This window comes from Acinetobacter tjernbergiae DSM 14971 = CIP 107465, from assembly GCF_000374425.1.
Lineage (GTDB): Bacteria > Pseudomonadota > Gammaproteobacteria > Pseudomonadales > Moraxellaceae > Acinetobacter > Acinetobacter tjernbergiae.
The window spans coordinates 99,664-117,561 of sequence record NZ_KB894361.1 but is presented as its reverse complement, the minus strand read 5'-3'; the positions used below and the strand labels follow the sequence as shown (position 1 = coordinate 117,561).

Sequence of the window (17,898 nt, the reverse complement as noted above, 5' to 3'; positions counted from 1 at the left end):
TCACACATCTACATAATCATGCTTGGAATAATATGATTTGACTGCATCATATGATCATGGGGTTGTCGAGATAGATGTTCTAGCTGCACACCGTATCGAGTCATCTGTTTATATTTTTCGAGTTCGGCATTAATATGACGAACTCGCTGTTTTAGCTCAACCGACATAAATTGATTCGACTGGGCGAGTGCAACCCAACCCGCTTGTACTTTTTGCTTCGGATTGTCATCCGCCAATTGTTTCTGCATCCATATATGCAACTGATAGGCACGTTGGTGGGCTTCGAATTTATAAGCAAATAAAGTGGTGGAAATAACCGCTTCAGAAATTCGCCCCATAAGCTTCATTTCAATTTGCCGCAATTGGTACGCATAAATATCAACACGATATTGTAATAAATTCTGACTAAACCACTCCGCAAAATCAATCAGTAGATCCATAATTTGATTACGCTGCATCAACAACTGTTGCTTTTGCTGCAAAGGTTTACGTTGCTCTATCTTTTGTATTCGCCAAGTTCGATAAACTGCAAGACTCCCCACCACAAACGCACCAATTGAGCCAGTTACAACACCACCAATTGCAGCACCAACCGCCAAACCATTCTTCATGGTTGAACTAGGCTGTGAATAAGGACGAATTTGTTTTCTCTGTGCTTGATTAAAGTTACGGTACACTGCAAAACCCGTATTCATCAAAGGAATCGGCAGATAGCCATCTACACCAACGGGATATTTCAAACTCAATTGTGCCGTCCGTTGTACAGCCTCATGACTGAGTGCTAAATCTGCAAAAATTGAAGGATACTTTTCTTGTAAATGCGCTAATTCAATATTCACAATGATGGCAATATGTGGATGCTGCTGTGCAAATTTCTCAACTGCTTCACCATCTAGCGAACACTTCACCTGCATTGGCGTTCCATCCACAATCAGGTCAAAGCCCGATAAGTGTGAATGTTCAGCAAATTCAATCGTATGACCTTGTTGACTTAAGTTATAAGCGACTTGTTGTTTAGCTAAATAAGATGACAAATGTTGTAACGCCGCATCATGATCATAATCTGGTGCTGGGATTTGTTTTAAATTATAAAATGCATCTGGACTCGCTTGGGACGCTGCCACCAAAGCATCTAAAACCAAAGGATTAATCTGTAGATAATTCCAAATAAAACCAAGACTATAATTCGCAGCATTCACACCACTGACCAATTTTAAATCCCGATTGGTTAAAATAGCCTTTAAAGCGGTATTGGCTAATTTATGGCGGTCTAAATTCACAACAATTTCATGATTATTTAAAAGCTTAGGTGCTTTTTCGATGCTATTTTTATAGTAAGGAATAATAAAATCATTGGCGATTAACCAATCATTTAAAGAATAGCCGACCTGTTTTAAACGACGTTGTAAGCTAATAAAGTGAGTTGTTGTATCCATTGAGTTCAATTGCATAGATTCAGGTAACATCAATGAAACAGCCCACTGTGTAAATTGAGTATGTTTCGCTTGTTGCTGAATCGGGTCTAACGCTGCTAAACGTTGCAAAGCTTCAATCACATCACTATTTTTTTGTTGATTTGAAGAATAATTTCGATTTAATAAACAATAAATGAAGTCATAGTCAATATTTTCTAACTGCGTTGCTTGCTGTTTAACTACCCTCTGATAAATCTCAATGGCAGGCGACCAATCTTGTAATGCTTGATAAGCTTTGGCAAGCGCAAGCTGAATTGCAATTTCATCATATTGCTCATGGAGTTGTTTCAAGATACTGAGTTTTTGCGGGCTTTCTTTACATTTCTCTAAATGTGAAGTGACGTCATATAAATCTTGTTGGTTTAAGCCTTGGTCAGCATATTGCAAACGGAATACCAAGCATTGTTCAAACCATGCAAACCGATGGGCATGTTGCTTATATTTAGGAATAAAAACGCGATCAATCAGTTCAATTAAACGCAATGAACATGCAATTTCTTCAGCATTATGATGTTGAAAATGCCATATTTTAGGTAAAGTGACCTGAAATAGCTGAGAATACAAACCTGCTGTTAATTCTGGTTGAGCTAATGTCACAAGTTTCAGTTGATCTTTAACTGATAAATGATGCCCTTGTTGTTCAATGCGATCTAAACGCAACTTTAGAATATTGCTTGCTAACATATGCTTCCTAATCGAATTTTTATAGGCGCTATTTATTGAATAGAAATTTAGATCAACAACAAAACTACCTCTCTAAAGTATCATCTTATTATGTTTTTAGTGAATAAAAAAGCCACCTTACGGTGGCTTTCTCAATCTTAAATCAGCAATTACATTGCACGATTCTTGATTTTACGAATGGTTTCAAGCTGAGCCGCTGTTTCTGCAAGCGCAGCAAGGGCAGCAGCCGAGTCCAAATCACTCTTTTGATTTGCTAACAATTGTTCAGCTTGTTTACGAGCTTCCATAATTGCAGCTTCATCCAAGTTGTCAGCACGGATTGCAGTATCTGCAAGCACAGTCACAACATGAGGTTGAACTTCTAACACACCGCCTGATACATACACGATTTCTTCTGTACCATTTTCCAACTGAACACGGATCGGCCCCGGTTGGAGTAAAGTTACAAGTGGCGCATGCCCTGGTAAAATACCTAGCTCACCACCCGCACCTTTTGCGATTAACATGGTTACTTGCCCAGAGTAAATTGACTCTTTGACACTTACCACATCACATTGCATTGTCGCCATGAGAATCTCCTTAAATTAGAGTTGCTAATTAAAGTTTCTCGGCTTTAGCAATCACTTCGTCAATACCACCAACCATATAGAACGCTTGTTCTGGGATGTGATCGTATTCACCAGCTAATAGACCTTTAAAGCCACGAATCGTTTCTTTAAGTGGTACTAATTTACCAGGAGCACCAGTAAACACTTCAGCTACGTGGAATGGTTGAGAGAAGAAACGTTGGATTTTACGCGCACGGTAAACAACCAATTTATCTTCTTCTGCTAACTCATCCATACCCAAAATTGCGATGATGTCTTTAAGCTCTTTATAACGTTGCAATACGTTCTGTACAGAACGTGCAATTTCATAATGCTCAGCACCAACAACCAATGGATCTAACTGACGTGAAGTTGAGTCAAGTGGATCGATCGCTGGATAAATACCAGAAGATGCGATGTCACGGCTCAATACTACTGTTGCATCTAAGTGAGCAAATGTAGTCGCAGGCGATGGATCTGTTAAGTCATCGGCAGGTACGTATACTGCTTGGATCGAAGTGATCGAACCAGATTTAGTCGACGTAATACGCTCTTGAAGAACACCCATTTCTTCTGCAAGTGTCGGTTGGTAACCTACTGCAGATGGCATACGACCTAACAATGCTGATACTTCAGTACCTGCAAGTGTATAACGGTAAATGTTGTCGACGAATAATAATACGTCACGACCTTTACCATTTTCGTCTTTTTGATCACGGAAGTATTCAGCCATGGTCAAACCAGTCAACGCTACGCGTAAACGGTTACCCGGTGGCTCGTTCATCTGACCGTAGACCATTGCTACTTTATCAAGAACGTTAGAATCTTTCATTTCGTGATAGAAGTCATTACCTTCACGAGTACGCTCACCAACACCAGCAAACACAGATAAACCTGAGTGTGCTTTTGCGATGTTGTTGATCAATTCCATCATGTTTACGGTTTTACCAACACCCGCACCACCGAATAGACCAACTTTACCACCTTTCGCAAACGGGCAAAGTAAGTCAATGACTTTAATACCAGTTTCTAAAAGATCAGTAGATGCAGCTTGCTCAGCATAAGAAGGTGCTTGACGGTGAATCGGCAAACGCTCTTCAGTTGCTACAGGACCTGCTTCATCAATCGGGCGACCCAAAACGTCCATGATACGACCAAGTGTCGCTGTACCTACAGGAACAGAGATTGGTGCACCAGTGCTAGTTACGTTAAGACCACGTTTAAGACCTTCAGTAGATCCCATCGCGATAGTACGAACAACACCATCACCAAGCTGTTGCTGAACTTCCAAAGTCGTTTCAGTACCATCAACTTGGAGAGCTTCATAGATCTTAGGAACGCTATTACGTTCAAACTCGACGTCGATAACCGCGCCGATGATCTGAATGATACGACCGCTACTCATTGCTGTCTCCTCAATTCAAAAATAATGTTAAACGGCAGCGGCACCGCCAACGATCTCGGAAATTTCCTGAGTAATCGCGGCTTGACGCAGCTTGTTATAAATGAGTTGTAGGCTCTTGATGAGATCACCTGCGTTATCTGTCGCTGCTTTCATAGCGACCATACGTGCAGATTGCTCACAGGCGATGTTTTCAATCACACCTTGATAAACCATAGACTCGATATAGCGAACCAACAAACCATTTAACAAATCTTCTGCTTCTGGTTCATAGAGGTAATCCCAACCATAAGTACGGTTAAGATCATCACCTGCGGCTGCTGGTGCCAAAGGAACAAGTTGTTCTACTTTAGGCTGTTGTGTCATTGCATTGATGAAGCCATTTGATACGAGATAGATACGATCTAATTCGCCCTTATCAAATGCATCAAGCATAATTTGCACTGAGCCAGTTAACTGTTCCAAACTTGGCGCATCACCTAATTGAGTGGTTGCACCTAGTACTTTACCGCCGTAACTCTTAAAAAACGAAACCGCTTTTTGACCAATCAAAGCAAATTCAACTTCAATTGACTGCTCTTGTTGTGCTTTGACATGCTGCACAACTTTCTTGAACAAGTTAATGTTCAAGCCACCTGCCAAACCACGATCTGAAGACACTACGATATAGCCAACGCGCTTAACAGGGCGATCAACCATATAACGATGTTTATATTCAGGGTTTGCTTGGACCAAATGAGCAATTACACGGCGCATATTATCGGCATACGGACGGCCCTGAGCCATGCGCTCTTGCGCACGACGCATTTTAGAAGCAGCTACCATTTGCATCGCGCGAGTAATCTTTTGCGTGCTCTTGATACTAGCTACTTTGGCGCGAATTTCTTTTAAATTTGCCATACGCTTAACCTAGTATTCGAAAGCCCTTTCGAGCTTCCGAAGGTTGATCCGTGAACCAAACTTAACTAAAGCTTAACTTAGTAAGTTTGAGTCGCTTTGAAGCTCTCAATACCTGCTTTGAATGCTGCTTCGATGTCTTTGTTGTAATCACCAGTTTCATCGATCTGTTGCATTAACGCAGCATATTCAGAACGGAAGTAAGAAATTAACGCAGTATCAAAGTCTACGATTTTCTTCACTTCTACGTCAGTCATATAACCTTCGTTAGATGCATAAACAGAAACAGCTTGGTCAGCAATTGAGTAAGGAGCATATTGTTTTTGCTTCATTAACTCAGTTACACGTTGACCATGCTCAAGTTGCTTACGAGTTGCTTCATCAAGATCAGAAGCGAACTGAGCAAACGCAGCCAACTCACGGTATTGTGCTAAAGCAGTACGGATACCACCAGACAATTTTTTGATGATCTTAGTTTGAGCAGAACCACCAACACGAGATACAGAGATACCCGCGTTCACAGCAGGACGAATACCTGCGTTGAATAATGATGTTTCTAAGAAGATCTGACCGTCAGTAATCGAAATTACGTTGGTTGGTACGAATGCAGATACGTCACCCGCTTGAGTTTCAATAATCGGTAATGCAGTTAAAGAACCTGTTTGACCAGTTACTGCACCGTTAGTGAATTTCTCAACGTAATCAGCTGAAACGCGCGAAGCACGTTCAAGAAGACGCGAGTGAAGATAGAATACGTCACCTGGATACGCTTCACGACCTGGTGGACGACGTAATAACAATGAAATTTGACGGTAAGCAACAGCTTGCTTAGACAAATCATCATAAATAATTAACGCATCTTCACCGCGGTCACGGAAGTATTCACCCATTGTACAACCAGAGTACGGAGCTAAATACTGCATTGCTGCAGGATCAGCGGCCGCAGCTGCGACAACAGTTGTATACGCCATAGCGCCAGTTTCTTCTAGCTTACGTACAACGTTTGCAATTGTTGATTGTTTTTGACCAATCGCAACGTATACACATTTAATGCCAGAGTTTTTCTGAGCGATGATCGCATCGATCGCCATTGCTGTTTTACCAGTTTGACGGTCACCAATAATCAACTCACGCTGACCACGACCTACAGGGATCATGGTATCAACTGATTTATAACCCGTTTGAACAGGTTCGTCGACAGACTGACGCCAAATTACGCCTGGTGCTACTTTTTCAACAGCATCAGTTAATTTCGCATCAATTGGGCCTTTACCATCAATAGGATTACCCAAAGCGTCTACGACACGGCCAAGAAGTTCAGGACCAACCGGAACTTCTAATACACGACCTGTACAACGAGCTTTTTGACCTTCTTGCAGGCTTAGGTAGTTACCTAAAACAACGGCACCCACTGAATCCTGTTCTAGGTTCAGTGCCATACCAAATAAGCCGCCGTCGAATTCGATCATTTCACCGTACATTGCATCCGCAAGACCGTGAATACGCACGATACCGTCAGATACCATGACGATAGTACCTTCATTCTTCGCGGTCGCGCTGGTGTCCAGATCGCCGATACGCTGTTTAATGAGCGCACTGATCTCGGATGGATTCAGTTGTTGCATTGCGCTATTCCTCAATCTTTTTTAAGTTCAGTCTTATTGCTATTACGCAAGAAGACGAGTCCGCATTTTTTCAAGCTTGTTAAGCGCAGAGTCATCTATCACTTGGTCGCCTGCATGAATCACAACACCTGCGATTAACGCTGGATTAACGCTAACAGTCACATGAACAGTTCTGTTAAAACGTTTCTCAAGCGCATGAGCTAAAATATGCTCTTGTGTCGCATCAATTGGAAAAGCAGATTCAATTTCTACTTCCAATGTGTTGTTGTTCTGCGATTTAAGTAACTCATATTCTGCTGCAATTTCAGGCAATAAAACTAAACGATCGTTGTCTGCAAGCAATGTCAAGAAATTAGACACAGCTTGAGTTTGATCTTCACCTAAAACTTTCGCAAAAAGACTTACCTGCTCCGCAGGAGTCAGCTCAGGGCGATTTAAATAAGCGGAAAATGCTTCATCTTGCACCGCAGCACTGAGCACTTGTAACGCATTCGACCAATTGTCAGTTGCACCTTGCTCAGAAGCGAAAGCAAATGCTGCTTTTGCATACGGGCGTGCTAACGTCAAGAGTTCAGCCATATTTCGCCTCGCTTATAGTTTAGCAGCCAGCTGAGTCAGCATGGCATTATGAGCTTCTGCGTCAACTTGTTGGTTCAGAATTTTTTCTGCGCCAGCAACTGCCAAAGCAGCAACTTGTTGACGTAATTCTTCGCGAGCAGCATTGATGTCTTGATCAACAGTTTCTTTCGCCTGTTGACGAATACGTTCACCTTCAGCAGATGCTTGGGTACGCGCTTCTTCGACCAATTGTGCTGCACGACGGTTCGCTTGTTCGATCAATTGAGCCGCTTGTGCTTTTGCTGCGTCTAATTCTGCCTTAACTTGTGCTTGCGCATCAGCAAGGTCAGCTTTCGCTTTTTCAGCAGCATTTAAGCCATCAGCAATTTTACGCTGACGCTCACTAATCGCATTGATTAGTGGTGGCCAAACGAATTTCATACAAAATGCGACAAAGATCGCAAATGATATCGCCTGACCAATCAATGTGAGGTTGATATTCATTTCGCTATTCCTCAAATGGTGGATTTAGAAATGAAGCCAATTAACCTACAAATGGATTAGCGAAGATGAAGAACAAGCCAATACCAACACCGATCATAGGCACAGCATCAAGAAGACCCGCAATTAAGAACATACGAGTTTGAAGTTGTGGAGCCAATTCTGGTTGACGAGCAACAGCTTCTAAGAAGCGGCCACCTAAAAGACCGAAGCCAATCGCAGTACCTAAAGCACCGAAAGCGATCAAGATAGCAGATGCAATTGCAACTAGACCTAAAGTGAGTTCCATGAAAAATTCCTCAGAGGTTAGGTTATTACCAAATTAAACTAAAATTTAAGCCTAACTATCGGTTGATAATTAGGCAATACCATTAATGCTTTTCGCTTGCCATGCTCAAGTAAACGATGGTCAGCATCATAAAGATAAATGCTTGCAGCGTGATTACAAGAATGTGGAAGATAGCCCAAGGCACAGATAACGCCCACTGGATATAGAACGGTAATAACGCGATTAAGATGAAGATTAACTCACCTGCATACATGTTACCGAACAGTCGTAGAGCCAACGAAACTGGACGAGCAAGGAAAGTTACTAATTCCAAAATTAAGTTCACTGGAATCAATAACGCTTTTGCAACTGGGTTACTTGGGTTAAATGGGTTAAGTGCCAATTCACCGACGAAACCGCCGATTCCTTTTTCACGAATACTATAAAACAAGATAAGAACAAATACAGACAATGACATACCAAGGGTAATGTTAGGATCTGTAGATGGAACAACCTTGAAATATACGTGGTGAGGATCCATACCAAATACGCTTGCACCAATCTGTTGAGCTATGAATGGAATCAAGTCAACAGGAATCAAGTCCATTGCGTTCATGAGGAAAATCCACACGAAGATGGTCAAAGATAATGGAGCAATTAAACGCGATTTGCCGTGGAAAGTATCACGAACACTTGAGTCCACAAACTCGATAATCATTTCAATTGCAGATTGGAATTTAGTTGGAACGCCAGCATTTGCAGCTTTCGCAACTGTCCAAAATAACAAACAGAAAATCACACCAAGTCCGATAGACCAACCCATTGAATCCAAGTGAATTGCAGTGAACCCCATCGAATGAGCTTCTTCAGCAGTCTCAGCCAACTTCCATGATCCATCTGGCATTTTGCCATAGGTCATATTAGTCAAGTGATGCTTGATATACTCGGTCGAAGTCAGGGCATGTTCTTCAGCAGCCATAAATCACACCTGGTCAATGTCAATCATTAAAAAGAAGCGAAACAAATCATGCGAACTGCAATAATCTCGTTCCTACTTCCAAAAATCTCAAAATGTGCCTTACACTCGTTTTTTTAAACGTGATGCCCAAAAAGGTGCAACCCACGTCATTGCTTGAACAAGTATAAATCCACCAAACAACGCAACCGGTGACAACGGTTTTACATTGCTTAAAATTAAAATAAAACCCACAATCACAATTGCAAACTTGCCGAGCATCCCTCGATACATATTGAGCATGACTTGTTTTGATGCTCTTGCGCCTGCCGTTCTAAACGACTGCCAAGCAAAATAACAATGCGCCAACCAACAGACCAAAGCCCCAAGCGCAGCACTCAAGGCAGCAATAGTGTCCTGAACACCCCATGCAAGCAAAGCCGCAACAGGAATCATACACGCCTGTAAGAAGACCAAAGCTTTTGCTAATCGTCGGTCAATCATACGACTAGTTTGGCTCATTTTTTACCCACTTACAGTACAACTGCTTGACAAGTTTTATTGATGATCGTTTCGAATCGCAGGCATTATAGAGTTACACCCTTGAACATGCAATCTTTTCTCGACTTAAGTCGGTTTTTTTCGTTAGCATATTTTTCGACGCTAGAGTCAACTCATTTTTATTTTTTTTATCAATTTTGAGCACTTAGTACGCACTTGTCAGTTTTTGCAGCCAATTTCTTCCACGCTGTTACAAAATTATCCTCACCACGCATACTCTCATCAACAGATTGAAAGATGACTGGATTTAATTTTTGATATTGACTGCTGCTTGCTGAAGTTTCCGCCAACAAACACATTTCAACTTTAGGGCGGCTGTCTTTTAAGTATTTAATTTGCGCAATTGTGGGTGCAATATGCGGATCATCAGTTAATGCACCTGCAAATTTTAAATTCAGTGCTCGTTCTAAATATTGATATGCATCATGATACGACCAATAAGGTTTCGCTTTATTCGAGCTTTCATATTGCTGTGAAGCCTGTAGCATTTGTTGTGCAAAGCTTTTCGCGTTATTTAAGTACTTTATTTTATTATCTGGATATTGTTGCGAACGTAATGTTGCGATAAAAAATGCAATCCGCACTGCATTATTCGGGTCTAACCATACATGACTATCTACCGTATTTGCTAAAGCGCCACCACGTAAATTACGTTGTGGAAGCGTTGTTAAGATACCTGAATTTAAGAGTGCGATTGCTTTACGATTCTGACTTAACAATTTTTCCAAAGGTGCTTCATGCGCTTTACCTAACCATAACACCAATGAAGCATCTTGAATGGCTTTACGGTGCGCTGGTGTAAGTTGAACATCATGACCCGTTTGATCTCGAAGCAGTAGTACAGGTTCTTCTATACCCTGAGTCACTGCTTTTGCAATCAAGTAAATCGGATGTGTTGAAACCACCAAACTTTGAGTCCATCCCCATGTACTTAACATCGAAAAGAAAACAAAAACAAAAAGGCGCAACATCGCAATAGTACTCAATTTAGCAAACACGTTATAATATAACAAAAGTTAAAAAATGCCTATGCCTATTTTAGATTGATTACGCTATCTTCCACACGCTTAACTTATATAGATCGTTATTCTGAATTGCATGTTATGATAGCGAGTCTATTGAAATGCCAATAAAAGCTACGGCTCATGAACAATCAATAGATTCTACAAAAATAATGGGGTCAAATTATGGGTTCTTGTTCTCATGAACATGACAATGCTTTACATGGTGTCCACGGTCATCATGATATTAAAGCTCGACTTGCTGAAGCAGAAAGTTTATGTACTGCGGTTGGCGCTCGCCTAACCCCTTTGCGTAAAGAAGTACTTGAACTCATTTTAAATGCATCGGCACCCATGGGAGCTTATGATTTATTGGCTAAAATTAAAGGACAAGCAGACCGCCCTGCTGCCCCACCAACAGTTTATCGCACTTTAGACTTTTTATTAGAGAAAGGCTTAATTCATAGATTAACCTCTATTAATGCTTATATTCCATGTTGCCATCCACGTGAAGGACACCAAGCTGCATTTCTGATTTGCACTGAATGTCATTCGGTCAAAGAAGCTTCAGCACAAGGCTTGATTCAACAGCTTGATCAACTTGCTGCTTCTGACCAATTTTCTGCTCAACACAGCATTATTGAGATTTCTGGAAAATGTCATCAGTGCAACACACCTCAGTAAGTACTCCACTTATTCAATTGGAGAATATTTCGGTTCGACGGGATGAGCGAGATATTTTGAGAAATATTGATTTTGCATTACAAGCAAAAGAAATTGTAACGCTCATAGGACCAAATGGTGCAGGTAAGTCGACGTTAATTAAAGTCTTACTTGGCATCATGTCACCCAATAAAGGAAAAGTTCACTTTTCTAAGAAATTAAAACTGGCTTACGTCCCACAAAAATTCAACCCTTCGGCTAGTCTCCCCTTACGTGTTCAGGACTTACTTGATTTAGAAATTTGTGCCGCTGATTTACGTGAAGAAATCAGTCGTGATACAGGGATTCAAAAACTGCTGTCCTCAAAAGTACAACAACTGTCAGGCGGTGAACGACAACGGGTTTTACTCGCACGCGCTTTACTACGTCAACCTGATATTTTAGTGCTTGATGAGCCAATGCAAGGTTTGGATATTCAATCCGAAGCTGAACTCTACGACTATGTCCGCAGCTTACCTGAACGTTATGGTTGCGCAGTGTTAATGGTCTCCCATGATTTGCAATGGGTGATGCAAGGTACGCATCGCGTGGTCTGTCTCAATAAGCACATTTGCTGTAGTGGTTTACCTGAAAGCATTCAACAGCATCCTGAATACCAAGCGATTTTTGGCACTCAGCGCATGTTCTACCAGCATCATCACAATCATTGTGGGCATAGTGACCATGCCGAACCATGTTCACATGATCCGCGCCCACATATTCACCCCGAACCAAAGGTCTAAGCAATGATGGAATGGTTACAACTCCTATTACCTGCTTGGATTATGGGGTCGCTACTGGTATTCCTGACAGCACCACTCGGCTGCCTGATGCTTTGGCGCAGAATGTCTTTTTTTGCCGACACCATGGCGCACGGAACTTTACTGGGTGTCGCTATTGCAGGTTTATTGCATTTACCCTTTTGGTTAGGTGTAGCCAGTTTAGCTGCATTATTGGTAGCGATTTTATGGGTTCTGCATGATTCTCGCCTACCCAATGATGCCCTCCTCGCTCTAAGCTCAGCAACCTTACTCTGCTCAGGCTTGCTCTTGATTCAGCATATTCCGAGTTTACGTCCCGAATTATTGAGCTATTTGTTCGGTGATCTACTCAGTATCGAATGGGCTGATTTACCCATGTTTGCCGTAGTCATTGTGAGTTCACTGGCTGTGCTTTATCGCTCATGGTCAGCGCAAATCCAAATTGCGATTGACCCTGATATTGCCATGAGCGAAGGAGTCAGTGCCAACTGGCAACGTTTAATTTTCATGCTATTACTGGCTTTATTTACTGTACTTGCGCTACGTGCAGTGGGTTCGCTACTGATGGGCGCATTGCTCGTCATTCCTGCGCTGAGCGCACGTTTGCTCGCACACTCACCGAAGCAAATGGTGATTTGGGCATTTTTACTGGCACAGTTCGGTGTCACTGTCGGTTTATGGTCAAGTGCAGCATTAAATATTGCCACAGGTCTGAGTATCGTTTTATGTATGGCGCTTTGCTTTGCACTCATTTTTACAGCGCAAAAACTCTTACCAAGTTTCAAAACCAATTAACCGTTTAGATAAGCAACCCACTTCTTCTCATTATTCCTATTTGCAATGATGAGCATCGTAAAATTCGTCAGAAATAAACTATTCAGCTCTGCCGACATCAGGCACAATCATGGCATTAAGTCACTTAAAAATAATGAACTAAGGAGAGCTTCATGACTGCTCAATCTGTCATTCTTCCATTACCGTCCGACCATGCTCGTTTTATTGTTTTACGTTTAAAAGATTTAAGTATTTCGGAACTCAAGCAGCAGATTGAAGCTCTGCTTTCAACTCGTGATCGTCTTATCACTCAACACCCAAATGATCAGATTAAAACTGCGATTGCATTTGGCCCTGAGCTTTGGTCGAGACTTTATTCACAAACGCCTGAGGGGTTTAAACAACTCGACCCTCAACAAGGGGCGTTTAATATGCCTGTCGTACCCGCCGATGTGTTTATTCATATCGCCAGCGCTCGTGCCGATATTTGCTTTGCCATCAGTCAAGCATTCTTCAGTGGCATTCAAAACAAAGTTGATGTTTTAGATGAACGCGCGTGTTTCCGTTTCTTTGATGGTCGCGATATGACTGGCTTTATTGATGGCACAGAAAATCCACAATTTCCAGATGACCGTGCTGAAACGGCATTACTTCCAGCAACAGCAGACGCTTTTGCGGATGGAAGTTTTATTTTTGCACAACGCTATATTCATGATTTGGCAAAATGGCAACAGCTCAAAGTCGACGCTCAAGAACATGTCTTTGGACGTACCAAACTTGAATCTATCGAACTCGATGATGAAATCAAACCTCAAAACTCACATGTCGCACGTACCGTGGTGGAAGATGAGGATGGCGAAGAGATGGAAATTCTACGTCATAGCTTACCTTATGGAGATGGTAGAGGAGAACAAGGTCTATTTTTTGTTGCCTATACCAACAATCTCAGTATTCTCGATGCAATGCTAGAACGCATGTTCGGTACAACAGGTGATGGTATACATGACCGTTTATTGCATTTTACCACAGCGATTGATGGTGCTTATTATTTCGCACCGAGTGATGAATTATTAGAACAAATAATTAAATAATAGAATTGAAAAAAATTAGATAAAATTTAATATAATCATAAAATGCTTTGCGGTATAAAAACTAAGATCAGGTTATTTAAATGTACTGCAAAGCCTATTACCTTAATTATTTAATATGTAAAGAAAAATATGAACGACATACAAAAATCGACAAATGAGAAATTTGAAAAACTAATTATTAGATTACAGGATAAAATCAAGAGAAATCCAAAAGGCTATCAACTACAGGTATTTATTCTCGCTCTTCTAGGAAATCTATACATTGGAGGTATGATTTTATTTTTATTAGCACTTATTCCATTATTATTCTTATCTATTCTCGTTTTAAAAGCCTTTGCAATTAAACTCATTTTAATTGTAGGGTTTTTTATTTGGGTCATTTTACGATCATTATGGGTGAAACATGCTCCACCACAAGGCTATGCAATTACCGCAACAGATGCACCTGAATTATTTAGTATTATTCAAAAACTACAACGGCAATTAAATGCACCTCATTTTCATAAAGTCATTATCGTTGAGGACTTAAATGCAGGTGTTGTTCAAATCCCACGTTTTCTAGGTTTAGGCTCATCTCAGAATTACCTGTTACTAGGCTTACCATTACTCAAATCTTTAACCATAGAGCAATTTACTGCTGTCTTAGCGCATGAGTTTGGGCATTTAGCCAAAAATCATGCGCAATTTTCGAATTGGATTTATCGTCAACGTATTCGCTGGGCACAACTGGTTGAAGTTTTAGAACAAAACCAAAGTCGTGGAGATTTTTTATTTAGACCCTTTCTGAGTCGTTTTGTTCCTTATTTTACTGCATATTCTTTTCCCCTTGCTCAAGCGAATGAATATGAAGCAGATATGATTGCCGTTCAGTTAACCTCTGCTCAGGCAGCGGCAGAAGCGCTGACAACAGTCAGCATTATTAGTCAGTATCTGGATGAAAAGTATTGGACTGAGATCTACAAACGCGCTGATGATACACCTCAACCACTGGTTGCTCCTTTCTTTCAACTTAGCCATGCACTGGCACATGATTTGGAAAAAGAAAATACAGCTGCTTGGCTATCGTTATCCATGCAACAAACCACAACACATCAAGATACGCATCCCTCTCTACAAGATCGTTTAAAAGCGATTGGTGTATTTCCTGAGTTTAAATATCCTTCTGCGGGGCAAAGTGCAGATCGACTTTTGGGACATCAGCTCGAAAAAGTCACTACAACGTTTGATCAAATGTGGCAAAGCAATATTGCCTCTTCATGGCAAGATAGATACCAAGTTATTCAAGGTGGAAAACAACGTCTTACAGAGTTGGAGCAAAAAATTCAACAAGCTGAGGAACCCAGTATTGATGAGGCTTTTGAACGTGCTCAACTCACCCTTTTTATTGCAAAACAAACTGATTCAGCTTGTGAACAACTTGCGATACTTTATGAAAAAGCACCTAATCATGCTGAAATTTGCTTGGAATACGGCAAACTTTTATTAGAAAGAGAAGATGATCAAGGCTGTTTCTATATTGCTCGCGCGGCAGAACTGAATGAATTTATGATGACAACTTGTTATGAATTGCTGAGAGATTTTTATTGGCAACAAGAACAACATGAGCAAGCACATTATTATCATGGTTTATTCTTAGCACGATTTGAGCTTGAAAGTCATGCGCAACAAGAACGGAACCAAATTCACTTAAAGAACAAATTCATTTCTCATGATTTAACTGAGGTAGAATTAAATCAACTTACTAAATCATTAAAGAAAATTAAGGCGCTGAAAAAAGCTTATTTTGTCAAAAAGAAAGTGAATTATTTGCCGTATCTTCCCTGTTATGTTCTCGCATTTTCAACGGGCAGTTGGTATCAACTCACCAATAAAAAACGGATCGAAGATGTCTTACAACAAATCCAACAGGCGATTAGCTTAGATCAACAAGTTTTGATCCTCAGCATCGAAGGTGAAAATTATAAATTTGGTCGAAAAATGCGATGGATCAAACGCTCTCGCATCATTTAATAACGCTGATTTTAGAAAAGAGATTCTGTTCATACAGGGTCTCTTTGCATTTAACAAAAAAGATTTATGTGAATATGTTAATTCCACTTCAATCACTCTCCCCTTAAGCCCCCAAAATTTGCTATATTTGACGTTTTTCCGCGACATTTATTTCGGTAACTATGAATACGGCAATACAAGCAGCTCTTGATCATGCGGTGCAATCCCTTCAACAACAAGGGGTACTTCCTTCAGATTGGACAAATACGAGCCATTTAACCCGTACTAAAGACCGAAGTCACGGTGATTTTGCTTCAAATATTGCTATGATTGGCTCTAAAGTCGCGGGTATGAAACCACGTGATCTTGCTGAAAAAATCTTGGCTGCCCTCCCTGAAGTAGCTGATATTACTAAAGCAGAAATTGCAGGTCCTGGTTTTATTAACTTCTTCTTAAACGCAGACCAACGTTTCGCTGTACTGGATCAAATTCAAGCACAGAAAGATCATTACGGTCGCACTCAAGCCAATGCAGCTAAAAAGATCCAAGTCGAATTTGTTTCTGCCAATCCAACCTCTAGCCTACATGTAGGACATGGTCGTGGTGCAGCTTATGGGATGACTGTTGCTAACCTACTCGAAGCAACAGGTGCAAAAGTTGACCGTGAATATTATGTCAACGATGCAGGTCGTCAAATGGATATTTTGGCAACCTCAACGTATTTACGTTATTTAGAACTCACGGGACAAACACTGGTTTTCCCTAAAAATGCATATCAAGGCGACTACGTCAAAGAAATCGCACAAAGCATTATTGATAAAGATGCAGATGCGCATGTTCGTCCAGTTGCTGACATTTATAAAGATGTGCCTGAAGACGTTCAATATGCAGAAGAACTCGATGCTGAAGGCAACAAAGTTGTCCTTACTGGCGACAAAGAAAAACATATTGATGGTTTAATTGCCAATTCACAGCAATTGATTGGTGCTGGCTACCGTGTATTCCACCAAGCAGCGTTACATGCCATTTTAGATGACATCAAAGATGACCTTGCTGACTTTGGCGTGACCTTTGATCAATGGTTCAGTGAAGCTTCATTGGCTGACAAAATTGATGAAGCGCTCGAAACTTTAGATCAACGCGGTTTCCTCTATGAGAAAGAGGGTAACATTTGGTTTAAATCGACTGAATTTGGTGATGAAAAAGACCGTGTTGTGAAACGCCGCAATGGTCAAACCACATATTTTGCATCTGATATTGCTTACCACTTAAATAAGTTACAACGTGGCTATACCGACCTCATTGATATTTGGGGCTCAGACCACCACGGCTATATTTCTCGTGTGAAAGCAGCCATTGATGCAATGGGTTATGACTCGAAGAAATTGACCGTGCTTTTGGTTCAGTTCGTGAGCTTATGGCGTGGTGGCGAGATGGTGCAAATGTCATCTCGTTCGGGTCAGTTCGTGACTTTACGTGACCTACGTAAAGAAGTGGGCAACGATGCTGCACGTTTCTACTACGTGATGCGTAAATCTGAACAACACATCGACTTTGACTTAGACCTTGCAGTTTCACAAAGCAAAGATAATGCGGTGTATTACATTCAATATGCACACGCCCGTATTTGCCGTATGTTAGAGAAAGCAGCATCTACAGATCTCAGTTTTGATGCTGTTTCGGCACGTGAACATGCAAATCGTTTAGAACTTGACGCTGAAACTGAAATTCTAGCAAAACTTGCCGCTTATCCAGATATTTTAGTACGTGCAGCAAATGCGTATGAACCACATCAAATCGGCAACTATCTGAAAGAGTTAGCAGCCTTATTCCACGGTTGGTACAACGAGCATAAAGTCCTTGGCGATGATGTGACACTTACACAAGCACGTTTATTACTTTCAATCAACGTACAGCAAGTTCTGCGCAATGGCTTAGAATTACTTGGTGTATCTGCACCTGAGACAATGTAACTAGCAAAGCAACGCTTTGCACATTGTCGCAAGACAAGGGCTATGCCCGCGTAGAAATGTAACTAGCAAAGCAACGCTCTTGCAACATTACCCA

Annotated in this window: 17 protein-coding genes; 6 read left to right on the top strand and 11 right to left on the bottom strand. The window is 41.1% G+C overall.

The genetic code is table 11. From position 1 onward, the window contains the following. Nucleotides 1–8: 8 nt before the first annotated feature. The 11 genes from C502_RS0108605 to C502_RS0108555 all read right to left on the bottom strand — a co-directional run bounded on the left by C502_RS0108605 (nucleotide 9) and on the right by C502_RS0108555 (nucleotide 10,484). On the bottom strand, nucleotides 9–2,159 hold the full coding sequence (locus tag C502_RS0108605; RefSeq protein ID WP_018678431.1) for a hypothetical protein: 2,151 nt from the start codon (nucleotides 2,157–2,159) through the stop codon (nucleotides 9–11). Between the two features lie 149 nt (nucleotides 2,160–2,308). Then, complete coding sequence (locus C502_RS0108600) at nucleotides 2,309–2,728, bottom strand: F0F1 ATP synthase subunit epsilon (protein ID WP_004665198.1); 420 nt, start codon at nucleotides 2,726–2,728, stop codon at nucleotides 2,309–2,311. A 28-nt stretch (nucleotides 2,729–2,756) separates the two neighbouring features. Continuing rightward, entirely contained in the window at nucleotides 2,757–4,151 is a 1,395-nt protein-coding gene (gene atpD / locus C502_RS0108595; protein ID WP_018678430.1) for a F0F1 ATP synthase subunit beta, read from the bottom strand. A gap of 27 nt (nucleotides 4,152–4,178) precedes the next feature. Beyond that, nucleotides 4,179–5,048, bottom strand: coding sequence for a F0F1 ATP synthase subunit gamma (gene atpG / locus C502_RS0108590; protein ID WP_018678429.1), 870 nt, complete (start codon nucleotides 5,046–5,048; stop codon nucleotides 4,179–4,181). A 77-nt stretch (nucleotides 5,049–5,125) separates the two neighbouring features. Further along, a complete protein-coding gene (atpA, locus tag C502_RS0108585) occupies nucleotides 5,126–6,670 on the bottom strand; it encodes a F0F1 ATP synthase subunit alpha (protein ID WP_018678428.1) in 1,545 nt (514 codons plus the stop codon). 42 nt (nucleotides 6,671–6,712) lie between these two features. Further along, entirely contained in the window at nucleotides 6,713–7,249 is a 537-nt protein-coding gene (locus tag C502_RS0108580) for a F0F1 ATP synthase subunit delta (RefSeq protein WP_018678427.1), read from the bottom strand. Nucleotides 7,250–7,261: 12 nt separating this feature from the next. Next, nucleotides 7,262–7,732 carry a F0F1 ATP synthase subunit B gene (locus tag C502_RS0108575; protein ID WP_018678426.1) on the bottom strand — a complete coding sequence of 157 codons (471 nt, stop codon included), beginning with the start codon at nucleotides 7,730–7,732 and terminating at the stop codon, nucleotides 7,262–7,264. 40 nt (nucleotides 7,733–7,772) lie between these two features. Further along, nucleotides 7,773–8,018 carry a F0F1 ATP synthase subunit C gene (gene atpE, locus C502_RS0108570; protein ID WP_000424060.1) on the bottom strand — a complete coding sequence of 82 codons (246 nt, stop codon included), beginning with the start codon at nucleotides 8,016–8,018 and terminating at the stop codon, nucleotides 7,773–7,775. 82 nt (nucleotides 8,019–8,100) lie between these two features. Beyond that, the gene (atpB, locus tag C502_RS0108565) at nucleotides 8,101–8,976 is read right to left on the bottom strand and encodes a F0F1 ATP synthase subunit A (RefSeq protein WP_018678425.1); all 876 of its coding nucleotides are present in this window, start codon (nucleotides 8,974–8,976) and stop codon (nucleotides 8,101–8,103) included. 99 nt (nucleotides 8,977–9,075) lie between these two features. Continuing rightward, nucleotides 9,076–9,474 (bottom strand): ATP synthase subunit I, encoded by a 399-nt coding sequence (locus tag C502_RS0108560; RefSeq protein WP_018678424.1) that lies wholly within the window; start codon nucleotides 9,472–9,474, stop codon nucleotides 9,076–9,078. 170 nt (nucleotides 9,475–9,644) lie between these two features. Further along, on the bottom strand, nucleotides 9,645–10,484 hold the full coding sequence (locus tag C502_RS0108555; protein WP_018678423.1) for a metal ABC transporter solute-binding protein, Zn/Mn family: 840 nt from the start codon (nucleotides 10,482–10,484) through the stop codon (nucleotides 9,645–9,647). Nucleotides 10,485–10,700: 216 nt separating this feature from the next. Between C502_RS0108555 and C502_RS0108550 the strand changes: the two genes are divergently transcribed. The 6 genes from C502_RS0108550 to argS all read left to right on the top strand — a co-directional run bounded on the left by C502_RS0108550 (nucleotide 10,701) and on the right by argS (nucleotide 17,804). Further along, entirely contained in the window at nucleotides 10,701–11,198 is a 498-nt protein-coding gene (locus tag C502_RS0108550; RefSeq protein WP_018678422.1) for a transcriptional repressor, read from the top strand. Then, complete coding sequence (gene znuC, locus C502_RS0108545; RefSeq protein ID WP_018678421.1) at nucleotides 11,171–11,959, top strand: zinc ABC transporter ATP-binding protein ZnuC; 789 nt, start codon at nucleotides 11,171–11,173, stop codon at nucleotides 11,957–11,959. Before C502_RS0108550 ends, znuC begins: the two co-directional genes overlap by 28 nt. A 3-nt stretch (nucleotides 11,960–11,962) precedes the next feature. Then, a complete protein-coding gene (gene znuB, locus C502_RS0108540) occupies nucleotides 11,963–12,772 on the top strand; it encodes a zinc ABC transporter permease subunit ZnuB (RefSeq protein ID WP_018678420.1) in 810 nt (269 codons plus the stop codon). Nucleotides 12,773–12,924: 152 nt separating this feature from the next. Further along, entirely contained in the window at nucleotides 12,925–13,842 is a 918-nt protein-coding gene (locus C502_RS0108535; protein ID WP_018678419.1) for a Dyp-type peroxidase, read from the top strand. Nucleotides 13,843–14,112: 270 nt separating this feature from the next. Beyond that, nucleotides 14,113–15,852 carry a M48 family metallopeptidase gene (locus C502_RS0108530; protein WP_018678418.1) on the top strand — a complete coding sequence of 580 codons (1,740 nt, stop codon included), beginning with the start codon at nucleotides 14,113–14,115 and terminating at the stop codon, nucleotides 15,850–15,852. Nucleotides 15,853–16,013: 161 nt separating this feature from the next. Then, on the top strand, nucleotides 16,014–17,804 hold the full coding sequence (gene argS, locus C502_RS0108525; protein ID WP_018678417.1) for an arginine--tRNA ligase: 1,791 nt from the start codon (nucleotides 16,014–16,016) through the stop codon (nucleotides 17,802–17,804). Nucleotides 17,805–17,898 lie beyond the last annotated feature (94 nt).

Coding starts and splice junctions, on each gene's coding strand:
- C502_RS0108550 (WP_018678422.1), top strand. CDS start 10,701: ATGGGTTCTTGTTCTCATGAACATGACAATGCTTTACATGGTGTCCAC.
- znuC (WP_018678421.1), top strand. CDS start 11,171: ATGTCATCAGTGCAACACACCTCAGTAAGTACTCCACTTATTCAATTG.
- atpD (WP_018678430.1), bottom strand. CDS start 4,151: ATGAGTAGCGGTCGTATCATTCAGATCATCGGCGCGGTTATCGACGTC.
- C502_RS0108605 (WP_018678431.1), bottom strand. CDS start 2,159: ATGTTAGCAAGCAATATTCTAAAGTTGCGTTTAGATCGCATTGAACAA.
- C502_RS0108560 (WP_018678424.1), bottom strand. CDS start 9,474: ATGAGCCAAACTAGTCGTATGATTGACCGACGATTAGCAAAAGCTTTG.
- C502_RS0108530 (WP_018678418.1), top strand. CDS start 14,113: ATGATTTTATTTTTATTAGCACTTATTCCATTATTATTCTTATCTATT.
- C502_RS0108580 (WP_018678427.1), bottom strand. CDS start 7,249: ATGGCTGAACTCTTGACGTTAGCACGCCCGTATGCAAAAGCAGCATTT.
- C502_RS0108535 (WP_018678419.1), top strand. CDS start 12,925: ATGACTGCTCAATCTGTCATTCTTCCATTACCGTCCGACCATGCTCGT.
- atpB (WP_018678425.1), bottom strand. CDS start 8,976: ATGGCTGCTGAAGAACATGCCCTGACTTCGACCGAGTATATCAAGCAT.
- atpA (WP_018678428.1), bottom strand. CDS start 6,670: ATGCAACAACTGAATCCATCCGAGATCAGTGCGCTCATTAAACAGCGT.
- atpE (WP_000424060.1), bottom strand. CDS start 8,018: ATGGAACTCACTTTAGGTCTAGTTGCAATTGCATCTGCTATCTTGATC.
- C502_RS0108600 (WP_004665198.1), bottom strand. CDS start 2,728: ATGGCGACAATGCAATGTGATGTGGTAAGTGTCAAAGAGTCAATTTAC.
- argS (WP_018678417.1), top strand. CDS start 16,014: ATGAATACGGCAATACAAGCAGCTCTTGATCATGCGGTGCAATCCCTT.
- C502_RS0108555 (WP_018678423.1), bottom strand. CDS start 10,484: ATGTTGCGCCTTTTTGTTTTTGTTTTCTTTTCGATGTTAAGTACATGG.
- atpG (WP_018678429.1), bottom strand. CDS start 5,048: ATGGCAAATTTAAAAGAAATTCGCGCCAAAGTAGCTAGTATCAAGAGC.
- znuB (WP_018678420.1), top strand. CDS start 11,963: ATGATGGAATGGTTACAACTCCTATTACCTGCTTGGATTATGGGGTCG.
- C502_RS0108575 (WP_018678426.1), bottom strand. CDS start 7,732: ATGAATATCAACCTCACATTGATTGGTCAGGCGATATCATTTGCGATC.